The following is a 19,405-nucleotide window of genomic DNA, read 5'->3' as shown; positions in this document are numbered from 1 at the left end:
CCGACCCATGGATGTCCCGTGCCCCGGTTCAGTGTCATCGTCCCCGTGTACCAGGCACAGGCGTTCCTGCCCGCCTGTCTGGACTCCGTACTCCAACAATCCTGCGGGGACCTCGAGTTGCTCGCCGTCGACGACTGTTCACCGGACTCCTGCGGCACGTTGCTCGAGGAGTGCGCGGCCCGCGACCCACGGGTGCGGGTGCTGCGCCACAGCGCCAACCAGGGCCCGGGCCCCGCCCGGAACACCGGCCTGGCGCACGCGGGCGGCGACTACGTCGTCTTCCTCGACGCCGACGACACGCTCGTCCCCGGCGCGCTCGGGGCGATCGCGGACCGACTGAAGGAGACCTCGGAGCCGGACGTCCTGGTCTACGGCCATCTGCGCGTCGACTGGTGGGCCACCGCCGTCCGCGACGAGGACACCGGGCTGCTCACCGAGGCGGGCCCGGCCCCGTTCCGGCCGTCCGACCGGCCCGGTCTGCTGTCGGCGCCCGCGTTCGTGTGGAACAAGGCGTTCAGCCGGGAGTTCATCGAGCGGGAGGGTTTCCGCTTCCCCACCGGGCACTACGAGGACATCCCGTGGACCTATCCCGTTCTCATGGCCGCAGAGACGATCGCAACGCTGGATCGTTCTTGCGTTCAGCACCGGCGACGACGTCAGGGCAGCGTCCTCGGCACCACCTCTCTCCAGCACTTCGACATCCTCCATCAATACGAACGACTGTTCGCATACGTCGACGCGCGACCCGAACTCAGGCAGTGGCGCCCCCCGCTGTACCGCCGGATGGCCGACGACTTCAGTGCCGTCTTCACCGGGGACCGGCTGCCGCGCGGCTCCCGCGCCGAGTTCCTGCGCCGCGCCCGCGCCGCCTGTCTGCTGCACCGCGCGCCCGGCGCCCCGGTCCAGCCGCGTACCCGGCTGCGGCACGCCATGGTCCGGCTGGGCGCCCACCGCACCTACCGCACCCTGTGCGCCGCACTGCGCCTGCGCGGACGTCTGACCCGGTCCCTGCGTGCGGCGCTCCGGCACACCCGCACCACGGCCCTGCGGGCGCACTACGGCCTCCAGCGGCGTCTCCCGCTGCGGGCCGACCTCGCCGTCTTCACCTCCGCCGGCGGCTACGACGGTGACCCCGGCGCGCTGGAGTCCGCGTTCCGCGACCTCGCACCGCACATCCGCACGGCATGGATCGCCGACGACCGCCACCACCACACGGTGCCGACGGCGACCAGAAGACTGCGGCCCGGTACGGCGGCGTACTGGACGGCGCTGGCCCGCTCCATGTACCTGGTCAGCGACGTCGACCTCGATCCCCGACTGGTCAAACGGCCCGGCCAGATCGTCGTCCGGGCCCAGCGGGGCACCCCGCTGGACCACATCGGCCTCGATCTGAGGGAGCACCCGGCCACCGCGCGCGACACGGACTTCGCAGCGCTGCTGCGCGACGCCGACCAGTGGGACTACTGCCTGTCGGGCAACCGCCACGCCACCCTCGTGCAGGAGCGGGTCTTCCCGTCCCGTTACACGACCCTGGAGTACGGCAGCCCGCGCAACGACCGTCTCCAGCGGGCGGGGGAGGCGGACGTGGCCCGGCTCAGGGACTGCCTCGGCATCCCCGAGGGCGCGGTGGCACTGCTGTACGCGCCCGCCGACCGCGGCTACCGCCGCGCCCAGCGCCCGATGCTCGACCTGGACCGGGTGGCCCGCCGCCTCGGCCCAAGGTTCGTAGTGCTGGCCCGAACCCGCTACGCACCGCCCGTGCCCGCCTGGCGGCACCCGAGGGTCATCGACGTCTCGGGCCATCCGCACGTCGCCTCGCTCTGTCTCGCCGCGGACGCGCTGCTCACGGACCACTCGCCGCTGATGTTCGACTACGCGGGACTCGACCGGCCGATCGTCATCGAGACCGGGGACTGGGAGGCGTACGAGGCGGTCCACGGCCTGTATGTCGACGTACGGGAGTTCCCGCCGGGCGCAGTCGCCAACGGCGAGGACGAACTGATCGACGTCTTCGCCACCGGCCACTGGCACGACGCGCGCTCCGCGCGGCTGCGGGCCACGTTCCGGGAGCGCTTCTGCCCGTACGACGACGGGCGCGCCGCCGAGCGTGTCGTACGCCGCGTCCTGGGCGGGACGGCGGCTCTGCCGTCGGTCGTGCCGCTCGCCGAACGCCGTCCGGCGCCGGCGGCGGAGCCGGCGACCACACCCCTGACGAGCGTGAGCGCCCGCTGGTGCACACCGTAGGAACATCCCAGGAGAGGGGCGCACCCGCCCGGGTGCGCCCCTCTCCTGGGAAGTCTCGCGGACCGCTTCGCCCGCCGTCCGACGACGACTGGACGTCTACTCGACGACCAGCTCGACCGGGATGTTGCCACGGGTCGCGTTGGAGTAGGGGCACACCTGATGGGCCTGCTCGACCAGCTTGCGGCCCGTCTCGGCGTCCACGGAGTCCGGCAGCTCCACACGCAGCGTGACCGCGAGACCGAAACCCTCGCCCTGCTTGCCGATACCGACCTCGCCGGTCACTGCGGCCTCGCTGACGTCGACCTTGGCCTGCCGGCCGACGAGCCCGAGCGCGCTGGCGAAACAAGCGGCGTACCCCGCGGCGAACAGCTGCTCCGGGTTGGTGCCGTTGCCGCTGCCGCCCATCTCCACCGGTATGGCGAGCTGAAGGTCGATCTTGCCGTCGGAGCTGACGGCGCGCCCCTCGCGGCCATGCGTGGCGGTGGCGACGGCGGTGTACAGCGCGTCCATGAAAGACCATCCCTCTCAGGTTCGTATCGGCGTCCCGTTCGGCCGCCCTACGGATGGAAGTGAAGCATACAATTCAATTGTGCACAACTAAGTTGCGGCAGAGTTATCCTGGAGACATGACCGTCATGCCCACTCCCGCCGAGGCGGAGTTCCTCCGCCTCGACCGCCAGATCTGCTTCTCGCTGCACGCCGCCTCCCGCGCCTTCAACGGCGTCTACCGCGTGCTTCTGAAGGACCTGGGACTCACCTATCCCCAGTACCTGGTGATGTTGGTGCTGTGGGAACACGGCGAACTGCCGGTCAAGACGCTGGGCGAGCATCTGCGCCTGGACTCGGGCACGCTGTCGCCGCTGCTGAAGCGGCTGGAGGCGGCCGGCTACGTACAGCGCGAGCGCAGTGCCGCCGACGAGCGCTCGGTGCTGGTGCGGTTGACCGAGACCGGCACCGAACTGCGCTCGCGCGCGCTGCGGGTACCGCGACGGATCGCCGGGGCGACCGGGTTCGAACTGGAGGAGCTCAGAGAGCTGCGCGCGAGGCTGGACCGGCTGACCGCGGCACTGGACGAGGCGGCGCGACACCTGGAGGAGTAGCCGGGGCTAGTGCCGCGGCAGGCAACGTTCGCCCGTAAAGGAGCGGCGTCATGGGGATCCCCCTGCTCATGGGGGTCCCCCCGCTCGAGCGCAGCCGAGAGTGGCGGAGAAGTCGAGAGCTTGGGGGAGCGCGCTCTGGGGGGTACCCCCTGCTCGAAGAGCTTGGGGAGTGCCGGCCGGAAGTCCTCGTACTGGACGTACTTGGGCTTTCGGCCGGTGCGGCGAGTGGGGGTACCCCCTGCTCGAAGAGCTTGGGGGAGCGTGCCGGGCGTCGCGACGGGCGAACGTTGCCTGTCGGGGCACCAGGTGGGCCGCCACGCACAAAGCCCTTGTGTAGTCCCGGATTTACCCCAGCGTTCCCTGCACAGAGTGCATCGTTTGCCATGTTTGTTCCGTGGGCTCCTTACCCGTTACTGTCCCCTGACCGGAGCACACCGGACCCGTGTCCGCCCGTCGCAGGCGAGGCATGCACGCCCTCCCCCCCACTTACGCAGCACTCCCCTACTCCTGTGAGGGTCACAGAGCCATGCGAGCGCTAATGACCACGAAAGCTGCCCGGCGAGCCCTGCGTCCGATCGCCGACCTCATCGATCAGCGCATCGAGCGGCAGATCCGCCGCTCCATCGAGGAAGACTCAAAAAGCGGACTGCGGCGCGAACTGACGGTGCTGCGCGACCGTCAGCGCCCCCTCGAGCTCCTGCTCGACGGAACGGGCCGCGGCGTGTCCCGACTCCCTGCCCAGGTCCATCTCAACCGCGCCATCGACGAGTTGGCAGCCGTGACCGGGGACAGGGACGGCGCGGAGCGCAACATCGCCCAGGCGTTCCGGCTGCTCATCGCCCTGGAGTCCCTCGGGGTCGGCCGTATCGCCGGCGGCACCATGAACATCTGCGGCAAGCTCTCCGCCGTGCCGCTGCTCGACCCGCCGAACGACGAGATCCTGGAGATCGGCACCCTGTACGGGATGTTCGGTGCGGCCCTGATCCGGATGATGGAGCGCGCGGGGCGCAACCCGAGCCTGACGATCGTGGACCCGCTCGCGGGCCTGCAGTTGCAGCCGGGCACCACCGAGGGAGACGACCCGACGGGCACCCCCGCGCGCGAGGCCGCGGTGCGCACCAATCTGGCCCTGGCCGGCGTCGCCGGAGCCGCGGCCCGTGTCCAGCAGGGCTTCTCCGAGGACCCCGAGGTGCGCGCCAAGGTCTCTGACCGGTCCTACGGAACGATCATCGTCGATGGGGACCACTCCGCCGCCGGTGTCAGCGCGGATCTGGAGTGGGCCGAGCAGATCGTCGCGCCCGGAGGCATCGTCGTACTCGACGACTTCGGACACGCCAAGTGGCCCGGCATCAAAGAGGCCTTCGACAAGCACATGGCCACCGACACCCGGCTGACGTTCCTCGGCCAGGTGGCGAACTCGGCCTATCTGCGCGCGGAGGCGTGACAGCGCGCTGCTGGTGCCGGGCGGGATGCGGGGGGCGGCGGACGGCGGATTCGAACGGGAGGAGATCAGGGGACCGGGCGGGAGGCTGGACCGGCTGAAGGCAGCGCTGCACAAGGCGGGCCGGCATCCGGAGCAGCAGCCGTCCGGCCGGACGGAGGGGCAACGGGTACCGAGGCGGGTGCGATGAACGTCCGGCGTACGTACAGTCGCAGCACGACGCCCCCTCTCACGAACTCCGCCCGGGGCCGAAACTCCTCGTTCACCACGGTCAACTTGGTCCGCTCGGTTGCGTCGTCGGGACACCAGCCGGCCCGCTCGGCGAAGGGCTGCGCGATCACCCAGACCCGTGTCACGGCGGTGAGTCGGCGCCGCAGCTCCGTGCCGCCGACCTCCGTCCCGTACAGCGTCCCGGACCTGTCCCCCGGCACCCGCAGCGCGATGTCCTTCCCCTTGCGGAAGCCCCGTGGATAGGTGAGAGCGATCCGCCGTCCGATGGCGGGCAGGAAGAGGACCGGGTCGCCGCCCCGCAGTTGCCGTGCGGCGAGGGCGGCGACAGGGGCGAGATCGTCGGGCCGCCCGTCCGTGCTCCGGTCCCGCTGCAGCGAGGGGAGCCTCGTGCAGAAGGCAAGGGCGATGACGACGACACCGACAAGAGTGACGCCCCCACCACGGATCCCCAGCCTTCGCACGAGCGAGACACCCCTGACGTCCCTACGACCGGCACACAGCCCGCCCGCGCGAGGGAGCCGGGCCCGGACCACACGGCCGATCCCCACCCCCATGTCCGTCCCCACCGTCGCCGCCACCGCCACCACGCGATCAGCGCCCGCGGCCACCAGCAACTGCACCCCCGCCAGCGCGTAGAGCACATAGCGCTCGGTGTAGAGGGGCGACCACTGTGACGCCACCAAGATCGCTCCCGGCGGCACCACCGCGAGCGGCAGCGCGACGCCCGCGAGCGACAACCCGCCCCGCCGAAAGGCCCCGCCCCACAGGGCCGCAGCGGCAAGCGCCCCGGCCAGACCCAGCGGCAGCGGCCCCGCGAACCGCCGTCCCAGCGCCTCGGTCGCCTCCCACCCCGGCGCCCGAAGCCAGGCGACCTGCTCCGACTGCCCGTGCGAGACCAGCACCAGAGGCAGCAGAACCCCCACCGCACCCCCGACCGCACACACGAAGCCCCGCCACGCCCGCCCCGGCACGCGTCCCACCGCCAGCGTCACGGCGTGCGCCGCCACCATGAGCACCGCCAGCTCGTGCAGCACCGCGGTCACCGCGACGACCAGCCCGTACGCCCACCACCGGCCCCGCCCGTCGGCGCACCGCACGAGGAGCAGCGTCGCCCCGGCGACCCCGGCGGCCACCAGCGCGTACGACCGGCCCTCCTGCGCGTAGTACCCGACCATGGGCGTGGCGGCGTAGAGCAGCCCGGCCCACAGCCCCACCCGCGGCCGTCCCAGCCGCACACCGAGCGCCGCAACCAGCCCGGCCGCCACGCACGCCCCCAGCACCGACGGCAGCCGCAACACGACCTCCCCGGCACCGGGGGCGAGGGCGAGAACGCCGTGCATCAGCAGGTAGTAGAGCCCGTGCACGGCGTCGACGGTGTGCAGCAGCCGCCAGATCTCGGGCACCGACCGCTGTGCGACCTGGTACGTCACTCCTTCGTCGCGCCACATCCCGCCCCGGTCGATCCCGCACAGCCCGACGGCGAGCATCGCGACCACGGGCACCGCCACGGCTCCCGCGCGCAACGCCCCCGGCCGCGCCGCCCCGGCTCCCGCGCGCACCGTCCCCGCCCGCGCCGCCCCGGCCACTCCCATACGGACCGCTCCCGCGCGCTCAGTCGTCGCCGCCCCCGCAGTCACAGGGGGCACCCTCGAACCATCGGCCTCGCGCGCGGGTCTCTTCCCGGCCTCGCTCCCAGCCTTGCCCCCGGGCTTGTTCCCAGCCTTGCCCCCGGTCTTGTTCCCAGCCTTGCCCCCGCCTTCGCCCCAGGCCTTGCCCGTTACCTTGGCTTTGACCACCATGGGCCCGATTTTTTGCTATTGCTCAGTCTTCGCTCTGCATTGACCGCGTATCAGCCGGAAAACGTCCTACGCTCCATCCCGTGACACCCCCCACGCTCACCTCCGGAACCCGGACCGGGCCCGCCATCCCCGGCAGCGCCCCCGCCGCGCTTCGCCGCCTCAAGCGGTTACGGAGGCCCCCGGTCATCGCCCTGACCGCCCTGACCGCCCTCTGGATCGTCACGCGCGCTCTCATGCTGTGGCTCGTCACTCACGACGAGAGCAGGTGGCTGGGCGGGGGCGGTGTGGCTCGCGAGGTGCACCACCTGTACCAGCGCTGGTCCGAAGTGCTGCTGCACGGCGGCTTCCCGGTGGGCGACCAGCTCTGGCAGTACCCTCCGGGCGCGGGCGCCGTCCTGCTCCTGCCGGCCCTGCTGCCGGGCCCGACCTACTTCCAGGGCTTCGTGCTGCTCGCCCTCGCCGCGGACGCCGTGGTCGCTCTCGCCGTGCTCGGAGCGGGTATGCGGAAAGGCCGTTCGGCGCTGGGCGCACTCTTCTGGGTCGCCGGTCTCCCGCTGCTCCTGCACCTGCCCATGGCCCGGTACGACCTGCCGGCCACGGCCCTCGCCGTCCTCTCCCTGTTGACGCTGACGCGCTCCACGCGCGCGTGCGGCGCGTTCGCCGCCGTGGGGGCGCTGGTCAAGGTCTGGCCCGCGCTGGTGCTGCTCGGCACGCCGAAGGGCCGTTCCAGCAAGGAGATCTGGACGTCCGCGGCCGTCACCGCGACCGCGCTGCTCGCCCTGCTGACGGCCTTCTTCACGCATCCCTTCGACTTCCTGCGCCAGCAGAGCGGCCGGGGAGTGCAGATCGAGTCGCTGGGCGGCACGGCCCTCGCCCTGGCCAGCCGGGCGGGCTGGCCGGGGAAGGCGCGCCACCAGTACGGCGCCATGGAGTTCACGGGCCCGTACGTCCGTCAGGTCGCGATGGTCTCAATGGTGCTGACCGTGGCCGCCTTCGGGCTGCTCGTGCTGTGGCGGCTGCGCGCCCGCCGGTGGACCGAGGCGACGCCGTACGACGCGGCACTCGCGGCGGTGCTGCTCTTCACCGTCACCAGCCGGGTGATCAGCCCCCAGTACATGATCTGGCTGGTCGGCCTGGCCGCCGTCTGTCTGACCTCGCGGCACACCACCCAGCGCCCGGTGGCCGCGCTGCTCATGGCGGCGACAGCGCTGAGCACGGTCGCCTATCCGGCGTTCTACGGAGAGGTCATCCGCTGCACCTGGGCGGGCTGTCTGCTGATGGTCGTCCGCAACGGGCTGCTGGCCGCGGCTGCGGCGCTGTCGTTCGTACGGCTGTGGCGGGCCGCGGGGGCGCCGCGCACCGTGGCACCGCGCACCGTAGAACGACCTTCAGAGGGCGAGACTTGAAGCACCTGCCGGCACATCCCCTGGCTGGGTACTGCGGGCCGGCTACCTGGATACCGCGGGGCCGGGCCGGCTGCCTGGGTACTGCGTCGGCCGGCGCCGCCACCTGCTTCACTGATCTCTCCGGACATGTGAGGAACCGACCGACCACAGGAGGAAATGCCGCATGACCTGGCTGATCACCGGCGGAGCCGGATACATCGGGGCGCACGTCGTGCGGGCGATGACCGCTGCCGGCGAACGCGCCGTGGTGTACGACGACCTGTCCACCGGGATCGCCGCACGGGTTCCCGACGGGGTGCCGCTGGTGGTGGGCTCGACGCTCGACGGGGAGCGGGTCGCCGACGCGCTGAGGGAGCACGGGGTGACCGGGGTGGTGCATCTGGCGGCGAAGAAACAGGTGGGCGAGTCGGTCGAGCTGCCGTTGAGCTACTACCAGGAGAACGTGGAGGGCCTGCGGGTGCTGCTGGAGGCGGTGACGGCCGCCTCGGTGCCCTCCTTCGTGTTCTCCTCCTCGGCGGCGGTCTACGGGATGCCGGACGTGGACCTGGTCACCGAGGAGACCCCCTGCGTGCCGCTGAGCCCGTACGGCGAGACGAAACTCGTGGGTGAGTGGCTGGTCCGGGCGACGGGGCGGGCGCACGGGCTGGCGACGGCGTCGCTGCGCTACTTCAACGTGGCGGGCGCGGCCCGGCCGGAACTCGCGGACGTGGGCGTCTTCAACCTGGTGCCGATGGTCTTCGAACGGCTCACCGAGGGGGCGGCGCCCCGTATCTTCGGGGACGACTACGACACTCCGGACGGCACCTGTGTCCGGGACTACATCCATGTGGTCGACCTGGCCGAGGCCCATGTGGCGGCGGCCCGCCGGCTGACCGCCGTCCCGGGTACGGACCTCACCCTCAACATCGGCCGCGGCGAGGGCGTTTCCGTACGGGAGATGATCGACCGCATCACCGCGGTCACGGGCCACGCCCTCCCGCCCGTCGTCACCCCCCGCCGCCCCGGCGACCCCGCCCGCGTCGTCGCCTCGGCCGACCGCGCCGCAACGGAACTGGGCTGGAAGGCCCGCCACGGCATCCACGGCATGATCACCTCGGCCTGGGCGGGCTGGCTCCACCACCACCCGGAGGCGGGCCGCGCCCAGGCCGGCGGACGCGGACCTTCTTAGAAAGATTGCACGGCGCGCATCATTAAACCCCCCGCGGAGAATTCCTCTCGCACCTTTCCGGCCAGAAATCATGCCGCCCTTTTCCGCTGTTCTGCCCGAGCGCCGTGAACACGGGACCACACCTCGCAACGCCACCCTTTCCGACCGTTTGTCCATATTGTGCACCGAGGGCAAGAGAAGAGCGGGTTACGCGAAGCTGAATCCCACTTACTTCACGCCCGCACGGAGCGCGCCGCTCCGCCCGTCCCGGAAAGCCGAAACCGTTCTTGTGAAATGATCTTGCATTTCCATAACATGCGGTTTGCGAGCCGGCACCGTCGGCCATAGCGAAGGAGAGCTCATGAAGTCTCGTTTCCGCCTGTCGGCCGCTGCCGCCGCGGTTTCACTGGCAGCGATCGGCGCGGTAGGCCTGGCCGCCTCACCCGCATCCGCGGGTGAGGCCACATGCTTCGGCTACAAGGGGAACTTCAACCAATACGGCGCGACTTTCGTCAAGTGGGAAAACGGACCGGATGAATGTTTCGGCGTGGCCCCCTCCGGCAGCATTTGGCACACCTGGGACGGCGCGGGCGGCTGGAAGGAAATGCCGGGCAACGGCAAGGCGCTGAGACTCGCTGCTTGGGGCGACAACCCGGATGGCAAGATCGTCGACTTCGTGACATCGTCGGGCAACCACTACTGCAACACCCTCTGGTACTCGAACAACAAGTGGACGGGCTGGAAGGCCTGCTGAACCGCATTTACTGAACCGCATCTGTCTTGGTCCCGGGGCGGCTGGCGCCACCCGGGACCAAGCCGTTCGGTAATTCACCTGCAATCGGCTGAATCCGCCGAACACACTGCGCCGAAAAACCCCGTCAGTCTCCTTTTCCGGTTCGGCCGACAGTTGGTGCCGAGCGGGCTCCCACGGTCGTGCTCGACCCGCGGTCCTCGGCATACGCGGCGGCCAACGGCGTCGCTACAGCGCCCTGAGCGCCCCCGCCGTCGCCCGCGCCAGGCTCTCCAGGTAGTCCTTCGGCGGCCTGGGGCCGCGCACGACCACCGAGCGCCAGTACAGGGGCCCCGAGATCAGATCCAGGGCCAGCTCCTGGTCGAGCCCCTCACGCAGCTCCCCGCGCGCGGCCGCCGCCGACACGATTCCGCTCGCGACCCCCTGCTGCCCTTCGCGCAGCGCCTTCTGCAAGGCCTCGGCGATCTCCGGGTTGCGAGCCGCCTCCGCCTGGAGGTCCGGGATGATCTGCCCGGCCACGGGATGGCGCAGGGCCCGCGAGGTCACCTCGTACAGCAGCCGCAGGTCCCCCTCCAGCGAGCCCGTGTCGGGCGCCGGCAGCCCCTGCACCGCGACCGCCGAGACCAGGTCGAGGACCAGGTGCAGCTTGGAGCGCCAGCGCCGGTATACCGCGGTCTTGCCGACGCCCGCCCGGCGGGCGATGCCCTCGATCGACATCCGGGCATAGCCGACGGCGGCGAGTTCCTCGAAGACGGCGGCCCGGATGGCCTCCGTCACGTCCTCCCTGAGCACGGCCGCTCCGGCGGGGGCCCGGCGGCGCGGCCGCGGGCCGGGGACGTCGGCATTGGTCGTCATGGCCTCAGCATAGGGGCGTTACGACGAGACGGTTGCGTTCCGACGTCAGATCGCCGTACGCTCACGTTACGACGATACGGGACCGTCCCGACGTAAGAGCTGGGCAAGAGCACCGTAAGAAGGCGGCGGTCCCGTCGAGAAGCGGAAGGTCGCTGCAGGGCTCCGAGTCACCGCGGCCTCCCTGCGTGAGCCCCCAGCTCCAGCCCTCCAGCCCCCAGCCCCAGCTCCAGCCCCCCGACCCCTGAGCGAAAGCAGCGGATGTGAGCCAGGTCCTCTCCACACCGCCTCCGGCCCAGACAGTGACCGACGACGACCCCGCCGCCCTGGCCGCCCGGTACGGCCTGTCGGTGAGCGGCGCCCGCCCCTCCCTGCCCGCGTACATCCGCCAACTGTGGGCGCGCCGCCACTTCATCACCGCCTTCGCCACCGCAAAGCTGACCGCCCAGTACAGCCAGGCCAAGCTGGGCCAGGTCTGGCAGGTGGCCACCCCACTGCTCAACGCAGCGGTCTACTACTTCATCTTCGGCGTCCTGATGGGCACCAAGCACGGCGTGCCCGACTACGTCCCGTTCCTGGTCACCGGCGTGTTCGTGTGGACGTTCACACAGAGCTCGATCATGGCCGGCACCCGCGCCATCTCCGGCAACCTGGGGCTGGTCCGCGCGCTGCACTTCCCGCGCGCCGCACTCCCCATCTCCTTCGCACTGCAGCAGCTCCAGCAACTGCTGTTCTCCATGGCCGCGCTGGTGGTGATCCTGCTCTGCTTCGGGGTGCCCGTCGCCGCCTCCTGGCTGCTGTGCGTCCCGGCTCTGCTGCTGCAGTCCACCTTCAACGCGGGCATCGCGATGGTGATGGCGCGCATGGGCGCCAAGACGCCGGACATCGCCCAGCTGATGCCGTTCCTGCTGCGGACGTGGATGTACGTCTCGGGCGTCATGTGGAGCCTGGAGCACATCATGAGGAACCACCGGTTGCCGCACGCCGTGTACCTCGCGCTGGAGACCAACCCGGCCGCGGTCTACATCGACCTCATGCGTTACGCGCTCATCGACAGCTTCGACGCGGGCCAGTTGCCGCACCACGTCTGGGCGATCGCCCTGGGCTGGGCGCTGCTCGCCGGCGTCGGCGGTTTCGTCTACTTCTGGAAGGCCGAGGAGACCTACGGTCGTGGCTGACATCCTGCAAACCCCCGCACGGCCGGCCGACCGCCACCACCCCGACGGCGACCGCCACCACAACCACCGCGACCACGACGACGACCGAGACCACGGCCGCGACCGCCGCGGACCCGTTCCCACCGTCATCGCCGACCGCGTCGACATCGTCTACCGCGTCAACGGCACGGGAGCCGGCCGCGGCACCGCCACCGCCGCCCTCAACCGCATCCTGCGCCGCGGGCAGGCCGAGAAGACGGCGGGCGTCCGCACGGTGCACGCGGTCAGGAGCGTCTCCTTCACCGCTTACAAGGGCGAAGCGATCGGCCTGATCGGCACCAACGGCTCGGGCAAGTCCACCCTGCTCAAGGCGGTCGCCGGACTGCTGCCGGTGGAGAGCGGCAGGATCTACACGGACGGCCAGCCCTCGCTGCTCGGTGTCAACGCGGCCCTGATGAACGACCTCACCGGCGAACGCAACGTCTACCTCGGCGGCCTGGCGATGGGCATGTCCCGCGAGCAGATCAAGGAGCGCTACCAGGAGATCGTCGAGTTCTCCGGCATCAACGAGAAGGGCGACTTCATCACGCTCCCCATGCGGACCTACTCCTCCGGCATGGCGGCCCGGCTCCGCTTCTCCATCGCCGCCGCCAAGGACCACGACGTCCTGCTGATCGACGAGGCGCTCGCCACCGGCGACCGCTCCTTCCAGCAGCGTTCCGAGGCCCGCATCCGCGAACTGCGCAAGCACGCCGGCACGGTGTTCCTGGTCAGCCACAACAACAAGTCGATCCGGGACACCTGCGACCGGGTGCTGTGGCTGGAACGCGGCGAACTCCGCATGGACGGGCCGACGGCCGAGGTCATCCGGGAGTACGAGAAGTTCACCAGGAGCGGCGGGTAGTAGGCGGCGGCACGGCCGTGGTACCCGCCGGCCCGCTGAGCCACCCGACAAAATCCGTTCACGGCGAGCAGTGGGCAGAAGGACGACAACCAGCACGGCGGCAGCCCGAAGTCCGGTTCCAGTGCCCCGACCAGCCGCGACGCGCATTGTGCTGGAAAACCCACGTCCGGTACACGAGGAACCGGAACGCCGAGGCCAGCATGATCGAGACGGCTTTGGCCATGTTGGAGCCGAGCGGGCCATTCATGGCGAAGCCGTGGTACTGCATGTAGAACAGCACGCTTTCCATGACCACGCCGAGTCCGCTGAAAACAAAGAACAGCACGATCTGCTGCCGGCTGCGCGAGGCCCGGTCGCGGTAGGCGAAGAACCGGAAGCCCAGGTAATTGTTGGTCATAGCCACGCAGCTCGCGACGACGGTGGCCACCATGGCGCCCGAACCCACCCCGTGCAGCAGAAGATTGAAGACGAGGAAATTGACCGCCACTCCGCTGCCACCCACCACCGCGAACTTGACGACCTCAAGAGCGATCCGCCGGGTCCGCACCAGGACGGGCACAGGAGTCGGGGCGCCGACGCGACCCTCGAAGAGATTCACCGTCACGGTTCCGCTTCTCCACACTTTCGCCGTCACACCCTCGGGCCACCCTGGCCCAGTCGCCGCATTCAGTGCGGATAGGTAAATTACGCGCCTGAATCAGCCTGGGAGCGGGCAGGAAAGAAATCCCAGGAGAACCCCGGCGCACGAAAAAGGGGGCCACCCCATGCTGCGAAGGGGTGGCCCCGTCCTCCTACGGGAAACGCCGAGACACCGAAAACTCCCGGACGCCGATCCCTACGAATGCGTACGCAGCAGCGTCCGCATGGTGCGCATCGCGACGGACAGGTTGGCGAGGTCGAACGACTCGGAGGTCTGGATCTCCTCCAGGGTCGTCCGGGCCCGGCCCAGCAGCGCCGCGTTCTTCTGCTCCCAGGCCTTGAACCGCTGCTCCGGCGTCGAGGTGCCGTTGCCCGCCGCGAGCACGTCGGCCGTCAGCGCCGCGTGCGCCGCGTACAGGTCCTCACGGATGGAGACCCGGGCCATCGACTGCCAGCGGTCGGCGCGCGGCAGTTCGACGATACGGTCCATGAGCTGGGTGATCCGCAGCCGGTCGGCGAGGTCGTAGTACACCTCGGCGACGTCCATCGGATCCTTGCCCATACGTTCGGCCACCTGGACGATGTCGAGCGTCGGGAAGGCGGAGGAGAAGCCGGACACCCGGGTGGCGAGCTGCTCCGGGACTCCCGCGCCCGTCAGTTCGTCGAAGATCTTCTGGTACCACTCGGCGTCCGCACCGCGCAGCAGCTTCGGCAGCTCGCCCCAGACCCGGTCCACGCCCTCCTTGAAGAAGGCGATGGTTTCGGTGAGTTCCAGCGGCTGGTGCCGGTTGTTGAGCAGCCAGCGGGTGCCGCGTTCGACGAGCCGGCGCGAGTGCAGCCGGATCCGGGTCTGCACGGCCGCTTCGACCTGGTTGTCGAGCGCCTCGACCCCGTCCCACACCGCACCGGAGCCGAAGATCGCGCGGGCCGCGGTCTGCGCCCGGACGATCTCCTCCAACGAAGCCCCGGTCTCCTCCCGCAGCCGGTGCAGGAAGCTCGTCCCACCGGTGTTGACCGTGTCGTTGACCAGGACGGTCGTGATGATCTCGCGGCGCAGTGCGTGTGCGTCGATCTGCTCGGCGAACTGGTCGCGCAGCGCCGTCGGGAAGTACGCGTACAACAGGCTGCGCAGATACGGGTCGTCGGGCAGCGGCGTGTGCAGCAGCTCGTCCGCGACGGTGATCTTGGTGTACGCCAGCAGTACCGCGGTCTCCGGTCCGGTCAGGCCCTGCCCGGAGCCGAGCCGCTCCCGGATCTGGCGGTCGGTCGGCAGGAACTCCAGGGCCCGGTCGAGGTGCCCTTCCCGCACCAGGTGGCGCATGAAGCGCTGCTGCGCGTGGAGCATGTCCTTGGACTGGGCGAGGGCGTTGGCGATCGCCGTGTTCTGCGCGTAGTTGTTGCGCAGTACCAGCCGGCCGACCTCGTCGGTCATCTCGGCGAGCAGCTTGTTGCGCTGCTTGACCGTCATGTCGCCTTCCGAGACCAGGCCGTTGAGCAGGATCTTGATGTTCACCTCGTGGTCGGAGGTGTCCACGCCCGCGCTGTTGTCGATGGCGTCGGTGTTGATCCGGCCGCCGCCCAGCGCGAACTCGATCCGGCCGAGCTGGGTGAGGCCGAGGTTGCCGCCCTCGCCGACGACCCTGACCCTGAGGTCGGCGCCGTCGACCCGGATCGCGTCGTTGCTCTTGTCGCCGACGTCCGCGTTCGACTCGGTCGAGGCCTTCACATACGTGCCGATGCCGCCGTTCCACAGCAGGTCGACCGGCGCCTTGAGGATCGTCTTCATCAGGTCGGCCGGGGTCATCTTGGCGACCTTGGACTCGATCCCGAGGGCTTCGCGGATGTGCGAGTTGAGCTGGATCGCCTTGGCCGTGCGGGGGAAGACACCGCCGCCCGGCGACAGCAGCTCCTTGTCGTAGTCCTCCCACGAGGAGCGCGGCAGTTCGAACAGCCGGCGGCGCTCGGCGTACGAGGTCGCGGCGTCCGGGTTCGGGTCGATGAAGATGTGCCGGTGGTCGAAGGCCGCCACCAGCCGGATGTGTTCGCTCAGCAGCATGCCGTTGCCGAACACGTCACCGGACATATCACCGATGCCGACCACCGTGAAGTCCTCGGCCTGGGTGTTCACGCCCAGCTCCCGGAAGTGGCGCTTGACGGACTCCCAGGCGCCGCGGGCGGTGATCCCCATGCCCTTGTGGTCGTAACCGGCCGAGCCGCCGGAGGCGAAGGCGTCCCCGAGCCAGAAGTTGTAGGACTCGGCGACCTCGTTGGCGATGTCCGAGAACGTCGCCGTGCCCTTGTCGGCGGCGACCACGAGATAGGTGTCGTCCTCGTCGTGCCGTACGACGTCGGCGGGCGGTACGACCTCACCGGCCACCATGTTGTCGGTGATGTCGAGCAGCGCGGAGATGAACGTCCGGTAGCTGCGGATGCCCTCGGCGAGCCAGGCGTCCCGGTCCACGGACGGGTCCGGCAACTGCTTGGCGACGAAGCCTCCCTTGGCGCCGACCGGCACGATGACGGTGTTCTTCACCATCTGCGCCTTGACCAGGCCGAGGATCTCCGTACGGAAGTCCTCCTTGCGGTCGGACCAGCGCAGTCCGCCGCGCGCGACCTTGCCGAACCTCAGGTGCACGCCCTCGACCCGCGGGGAGTACACCCAGATCTCGTACGCGGGCCGCGGCGCCGGCAGGTCCGGGATGGCCGTCGGGTCGAACTTCATGGAGACGTAGTCGTGCGGCTTGCCGCCCTGCGCCTCCTGGAAGAAGTTGGTGCGCAGGGTGGCCTTGATGAGATTGAGGAAGGCGCGCAGGATGCGGTCCTCGTCCAGGCTCGCGACCTGGTCGAGCGCCGCGTCGACCTCTTCCAGCAGCGCGTCGGTGAGTTCGGTGCCCGCCCGCTGGCGGTCCGGGGACATCCGGGCCTCGAAGAGCGACACGAGCAACCTGGTGGTGTGGACGTTGTGGCGGAGGGTGTCCTCCATGTAGTCCTGGCTGAACGTCGACCCGGCCTGACGCAGGTACTTGGCGTACGCGCGCAGCACCGTCGCCTGCCGCCAGGTCAGTCCCGCGCTCAGCACCAGCGCGTTGAAGCCGTCGTTCTCGGCCTGTCCGGTCCAGGTCGCGGCGAACGCCTGCTGGAACCGTTCGCGGCCGTCGTCGCCGAGGTAGTCGCCGTTGCCGCTGAGCGACCTGGGCAGCCGCAGCCCGAAGTCGTAGATCCAGGCCGTCGAACGGTCCGCGCAGCGCAGCTCGTACGGCCGCTCGTCGGTGACCTCGACGCCCAGCCGGCTGAGCACCGGCAGCACCGCGGAGAGCGAGACGGGGGCGCCGTTACGGTAGATCTTGAAGCGCCGCTCGTCCGGCCCTGCGCCCACCGGCTCGTACAGGCTGAGCGCGAAGTCCTGGCCGCCGTCGGCGTCGCTGAGGCCTTCCAGGTGGACCAGGTCGGCGACAGCGGAACGCGGGGTGTGGTCGGCCTTGTAGCCCTCTGGGAACGCGTGGGCGTAGCGGCGCAGCAGTTCGGCCGCGTGCTCCTCGCCGAGCTCGGCGTTGAGCGCCTCGGCGAAGGCGTCCTCCCAGGAGCGGGCGGCCTCGACCAGCCGGGCCTCGATGCGCTCCTTGTCGATGTCGGACAGCTCCGGCAGTTCGGTGCCCTGCGGGACACGGACCACGAAGTGCAGCCGGGACAGGATCGACTCGGTGTTCCAGGCGGTGAAGTCGACGCTGGTGCCGCCCAGCTCCTCCTTCAGGATCTCGATGATCTTGAGGCGAACGGCGGTGGTGTAGCGGTCACGGGGGAGGTAGACGAGGGCCGAGTAGTAGCGCCCGTACTCGTCCTGCCGCAGGTAGAGCCTCAGGCGCCGGCGCTCCTGCAGGTACAGCACGGAGGTGACGATGGACCGCAGTTCGTCGACCGGGGTCTGGAACAGCTCGTCGCGCGGGTAGGTCTCCAGGATCTGCAGCAGGTCCCGCCCGTCGTGGCTGTTGGGCGAGAACCCGGTGCCCCTGAGCACCTCGTCGACCTTGCGCCGGATCACCGGCACCCGCCGCACGGACTCCGTGTAGGCGGCCGAGGAGAACAGCCCAAGGAAGCGCCGCTCACCGACGACGTTGCCGTTGGCGTCGAACTTCTTGACGCCCACGTAGTCCAGGTACGAGGGCCGGTGCACGGTCGCCCGGCTGTTGGCCTTCGTCAGGACGAGCAGCCTGTGCTCGCGGGCCTTGGCGCGGGCGTCGGCGGGCAGCCGCTCGAAGGAGGGGCTGACGGGGTGGCTCTCGTCGGCGTGGTGGTGCGGGTCGGAGCGCAGTATGCCGAGCCCGGTGCCGGGGACCGCGGCCAGGGAGTCGTCCTCCCGCAGCTGGTACTCGCGGTACCCCAGGAAGGTGAAGTGGTCGTCCGCCAGCCAGCGCAGCAGCTCCCGGGCCTCCTCCAGCTCCTGCTCGGGCAGGTCGTCGGCGGTCGGCTCGGCGGGCAGGTCCTCGGCGATGCGCAGCGCGGCGTCCCGCATCTTCTCCCAGTCCTCGACGGCCTCACGGACGTCGGACAGGACGCGCAGCAGGTCACTGGTGATCTGCTTCAGATCGCCGCGGTCGGTCTCGCGGTCGAACTCGACGTGGATCCACGACTCGACGCTCGCGTCGTGCGGGAGCTCACCGCCGCCGGCACCGCCCGCCATCACCTCCAGCAGCTTGCCGGTCACATCGCGCCGTACGGTCATCTGCGGGTGGATGACGACGTGGATGCCGCGTCCCTGCCGGGTCAGCTCGTTGGTGACCGAATCGACGAGGAACGGCATGTCGTCCGTCACGACCTCGACCACGGAGTGGCTGCACGTCCAGCCGTTCTCCTCGACGGTCGGGGTGTGGACCCGCACGTTGGCCGTCCCCTGGGGGCGCTTCTCGGCCAGTCTGAAGTGGGAGAAGGCGGCGCCGAACACATCGACCGGGTCACGGTCGGCCAGGTCCTCCGGTGCCGTGTACAGGTAGTAGCGCTGGAGAAACGCGAGGACGGTGTCCCGGTCCGGTGTGCCCTCGTCCGTCGTCCCAGTCGGTAGGTGCCCCCCGACCGGGCTGTTCTCAGCTACCCGAGCGGCCCGTTCGAGCAGCTCGGCCTTGGCTTCGTCCAGCTTGGTCTGCATTGTCCTCTGGCTCCTGTCGCGCGCCGTTGCGTGACGTAGGTGGTGAAACGACGTAACGCCGCGACGCGGGGTGTCCGGTCTGTTCCGACGCTATGCCGCAGTGAGAGTTGAGCGGGGGCTTATCGGCCATTCTCGGCGCTCGGGAGGCCTGTGACGCTGCTCTCGGCGCTCGTTCCCGCCCGCGGGGACCAGCGTCCGCCCGGCCGCGGATGTGCTCCGCACAGACCGGGCGCGGAGCAGGGACGTCGAGGCCCCCGCGAACTATCGCGCTGATCACGCCACCAGGCTATCGCTCGATCCGGGGGCCCCGTCATGAGCCGTATGTGTACAAAACACTGGGTGCAACTTTGACAGTCTGCACAGGGGCGAGCCGGACGAGAGCATGCTTTTCGGCCCGCAGCCGCACATCCCCGGCGGGCCGGGGCGGAGGGTTTCCCGGCGGAAGCCGCGGTGAGGGAGCGCCGGGTGGGGGCGTGCGGGCGAAAGAACCCCGCTTCCACTGCCCCTACCTGCCCATTCGGCTCAAGCCCCCTTGGCAAGAGCCCACCGAAGAGAGACGTTGAGATGAGGCAGACCCACGGGGGCACACGACAC

At 70.1% G+C, this 19,405-nt stretch carries 13 protein-coding genes; 8 read left to right on the top strand and 5 right to left on the bottom strand.

The genetic code is table 11. The annotated features are described in order from the left end of the window. The first annotated feature begins 18 nt into the window (after nt 1-18). A complete protein-coding gene (locus tag EF387_RS40630; RefSeq protein WP_128381626.1) occupies nt 19-2,244 on the top strand; it encodes a bifunctional glycosyltransferase/CDP-glycerol:glycerophosphate glycerophosphotransferase in 2,226 nt (741 codons plus the stop codon). Between the two features lie 96 nt (nt 2,245-2,340). Here the strand turns inward: EF387_RS40630 and EF387_RS40625 are convergent, their stop codons facing one another. Then, nucleotides 2,341-2,754 carry an organic hydroperoxide resistance protein gene (locus tag EF387_RS40625; RefSeq protein WP_128381625.1) on the bottom strand — a complete coding sequence of 138 codons (414 nt, stop codon included), beginning with the start codon at nt 2,752-2,754 and terminating at the stop codon, nt 2,341-2,343. Between the two features lie 116 nt (nt 2,755-2,870). Between EF387_RS40625 and EF387_RS40620 the strand changes: the two genes are divergently transcribed. Both EF387_RS40620 and EF387_RS40615 read left to right on the top strand, forming a co-directional pair. Continuing rightward, nucleotides 2,871-3,344 carry a MarR family winged helix-turn-helix transcriptional regulator gene (locus EF387_RS40620; protein ID WP_420802688.1) on the top strand — a complete coding sequence of 158 codons (474 nt, stop codon included), beginning with the start codon at nt 2,871-2,873 and terminating at the stop codon, nt 3,342-3,344. 538 nt (nt 3,345-3,882) lie between these two features. Further along, nucleotides 3,883-4,788, top strand: a complete 906-nt coding sequence (locus EF387_RS40615; RefSeq protein WP_420802687.1) for a class I SAM-dependent methyltransferase — start codon at nt 3,883-3,885, stop codon at nt 4,786-4,788. 65 nt (nt 4,789-4,853) lie between these two features. On the opposite strand, the gene EF387_RS40610 is transcribed toward EF387_RS40615, so the two are convergent. Further along, complete coding sequence (locus EF387_RS40610; RefSeq protein WP_238431981.1) at nt 4,854-6,662, bottom strand: glycosyltransferase family 39 protein; 1,809 nt, start codon at nt 6,660-6,662, stop codon at nt 4,854-4,856. A 233-nt stretch (nt 6,663-6,895) separates the two neighbouring features. On the opposite strand from EF387_RS40610, the gene EF387_RS40605 reads away from it, so the two are divergent. The 3 genes from EF387_RS40605 to EF387_RS40595 all read left to right on the top strand — a co-directional run bounded on the left by EF387_RS40605 (nt 6,896) and on the right by EF387_RS40595 (nt 10,122). Continuing rightward, a complete protein-coding gene (locus tag EF387_RS40605) occupies nt 6,896-8,221 on the top strand; it encodes a glycosyltransferase 87 family protein (protein ID WP_420802686.1) in 1,326 nt (441 codons plus the stop codon). 163 nt (nt 8,222-8,384) lie between these two features. Next, nucleotides 8,385-9,389 carry a UDP-glucose 4-epimerase GalE gene (galE, locus tag EF387_RS40600; protein WP_128381623.1) on the top strand — a complete coding sequence of 335 codons (1,005 nt, stop codon included), beginning with the start codon at nt 8,385-8,387 and terminating at the stop codon, nt 9,387-9,389. Nucleotides 9,390-9,729: 340 nt separating this feature from the next. Continuing rightward, the gene (locus EF387_RS40595; protein WP_128381622.1) at nt 9,730-10,122 is read left to right on the top strand and encodes a hypothetical protein; all 393 of its coding nucleotides are present in this window, start codon (nt 9,730-9,732) and stop codon (nt 10,120-10,122) included. Between the two features lie 225 nt (nt 10,123-10,347). Here EF387_RS40595 and EF387_RS40590 read toward each other — a convergent pair whose 3' ends face one another. Beyond that, nucleotides 10,348-10,974, bottom strand: coding sequence for a TetR/AcrR family transcriptional regulator (locus EF387_RS40590; protein WP_128381621.1), 627 nt, complete (start codon nt 10,972-10,974; stop codon nt 10,348-10,350). 260 nt (nt 10,975-11,234) lie between these two features. Between EF387_RS40590 and EF387_RS40585 the strand changes: the two genes are divergently transcribed. After that, entirely contained in the window at nt 11,235-12,149 is a 915-nt protein-coding gene (locus EF387_RS40585) for an ABC transporter permease (RefSeq protein ID WP_128381620.1), read from the top strand. Nucleotides 12,150-12,276: 127 nt separating this feature from the next. Continuing rightward, nucleotides 12,277-13,032 (top strand): ABC transporter ATP-binding protein, encoded by a 756-nt coding sequence (locus EF387_RS40580; protein ID WP_128381644.1) that lies wholly within the window; start codon nt 12,277-12,279, stop codon nt 13,030-13,032. A gap of 58 nt (nt 13,033-13,090) precedes the next feature. Here the strand turns inward: EF387_RS40580 and EF387_RS40575 are convergent, their stop codons facing one another. Beyond that, nucleotides 13,091-13,636, bottom strand: coding sequence for a GtrA family protein (locus EF387_RS40575; protein WP_128381619.1), 546 nt, complete (start codon nt 13,634-13,636; stop codon nt 13,091-13,093). Between the two features lie 231 nt (nt 13,637-13,867). Beyond that, nucleotides 13,868-18,811: an NAD-glutamate dehydrogenase gene (locus EF387_RS40570; protein WP_128381618.1), complete on the bottom strand. Its 4,944-nt coding sequence runs from the start codon at nt 18,809-18,811 to the stop codon at nt 13,868-13,870. Nucleotides 18,812-19,405: the final 594 nt, after the last annotated feature.

Source organism: Streptomyces cavernae (assembly GCF_004023625.1).
Lineage (GTDB): Bacteria > Actinomycetota > Actinomycetes > Streptomycetales > Streptomycetaceae > Streptomyces > Streptomyces cavernae.
This window is presented reverse-complemented; position numbering and strand designations above follow the sequence as displayed.

What these genes read in the sequence shown, in the direction of transcription:
- EF387_RS40625 (WP_128381625.1), bottom strand. Translation starts at nt 2,754, where the DNA reads ATGGACGCGCTGTACACCGCCGTCGCCACCGCCACGCATGGCCGCGAG.
- EF387_RS40620 (WP_420802688.1), top strand. Translation starts at nt 2,871, where the DNA reads ATGACCGTCATGCCCACTCCCGCCGAGGCGGAGTTCCTCCGCCTCGAC.
- EF387_RS40615 (WP_420802687.1), top strand. Translation starts at nt 3,883, where the DNA reads ATGACCACGAAAGCTGCCCGGCGAGCCCTGCGTCCGATCGCCGACCTC.
- galE (WP_128381623.1), top strand. Translation starts at nt 8,385, where the DNA reads ATGACCTGGCTGATCACCGGCGGAGCCGGATACATCGGGGCGCACGTC.
- EF387_RS40595 (WP_128381622.1), top strand. Translation starts at nt 9,730, where the DNA reads ATGAAGTCTCGTTTCCGCCTGTCGGCCGCTGCCGCCGCGGTTTCACTG.
- EF387_RS40590 (WP_128381621.1), bottom strand. Translation starts at nt 10,974, where the DNA reads ATGACGACCAATGCCGACGTCCCCGGCCCGCGGCCGCGCCGCCGGGCC.
- EF387_RS40570 (WP_128381618.1), bottom strand. Translation starts at nt 18,811, where the DNA reads ATGCAGACCAAGCTGGACGAAGCCAAGGCCGAGCTGCTCGAACGGGCC.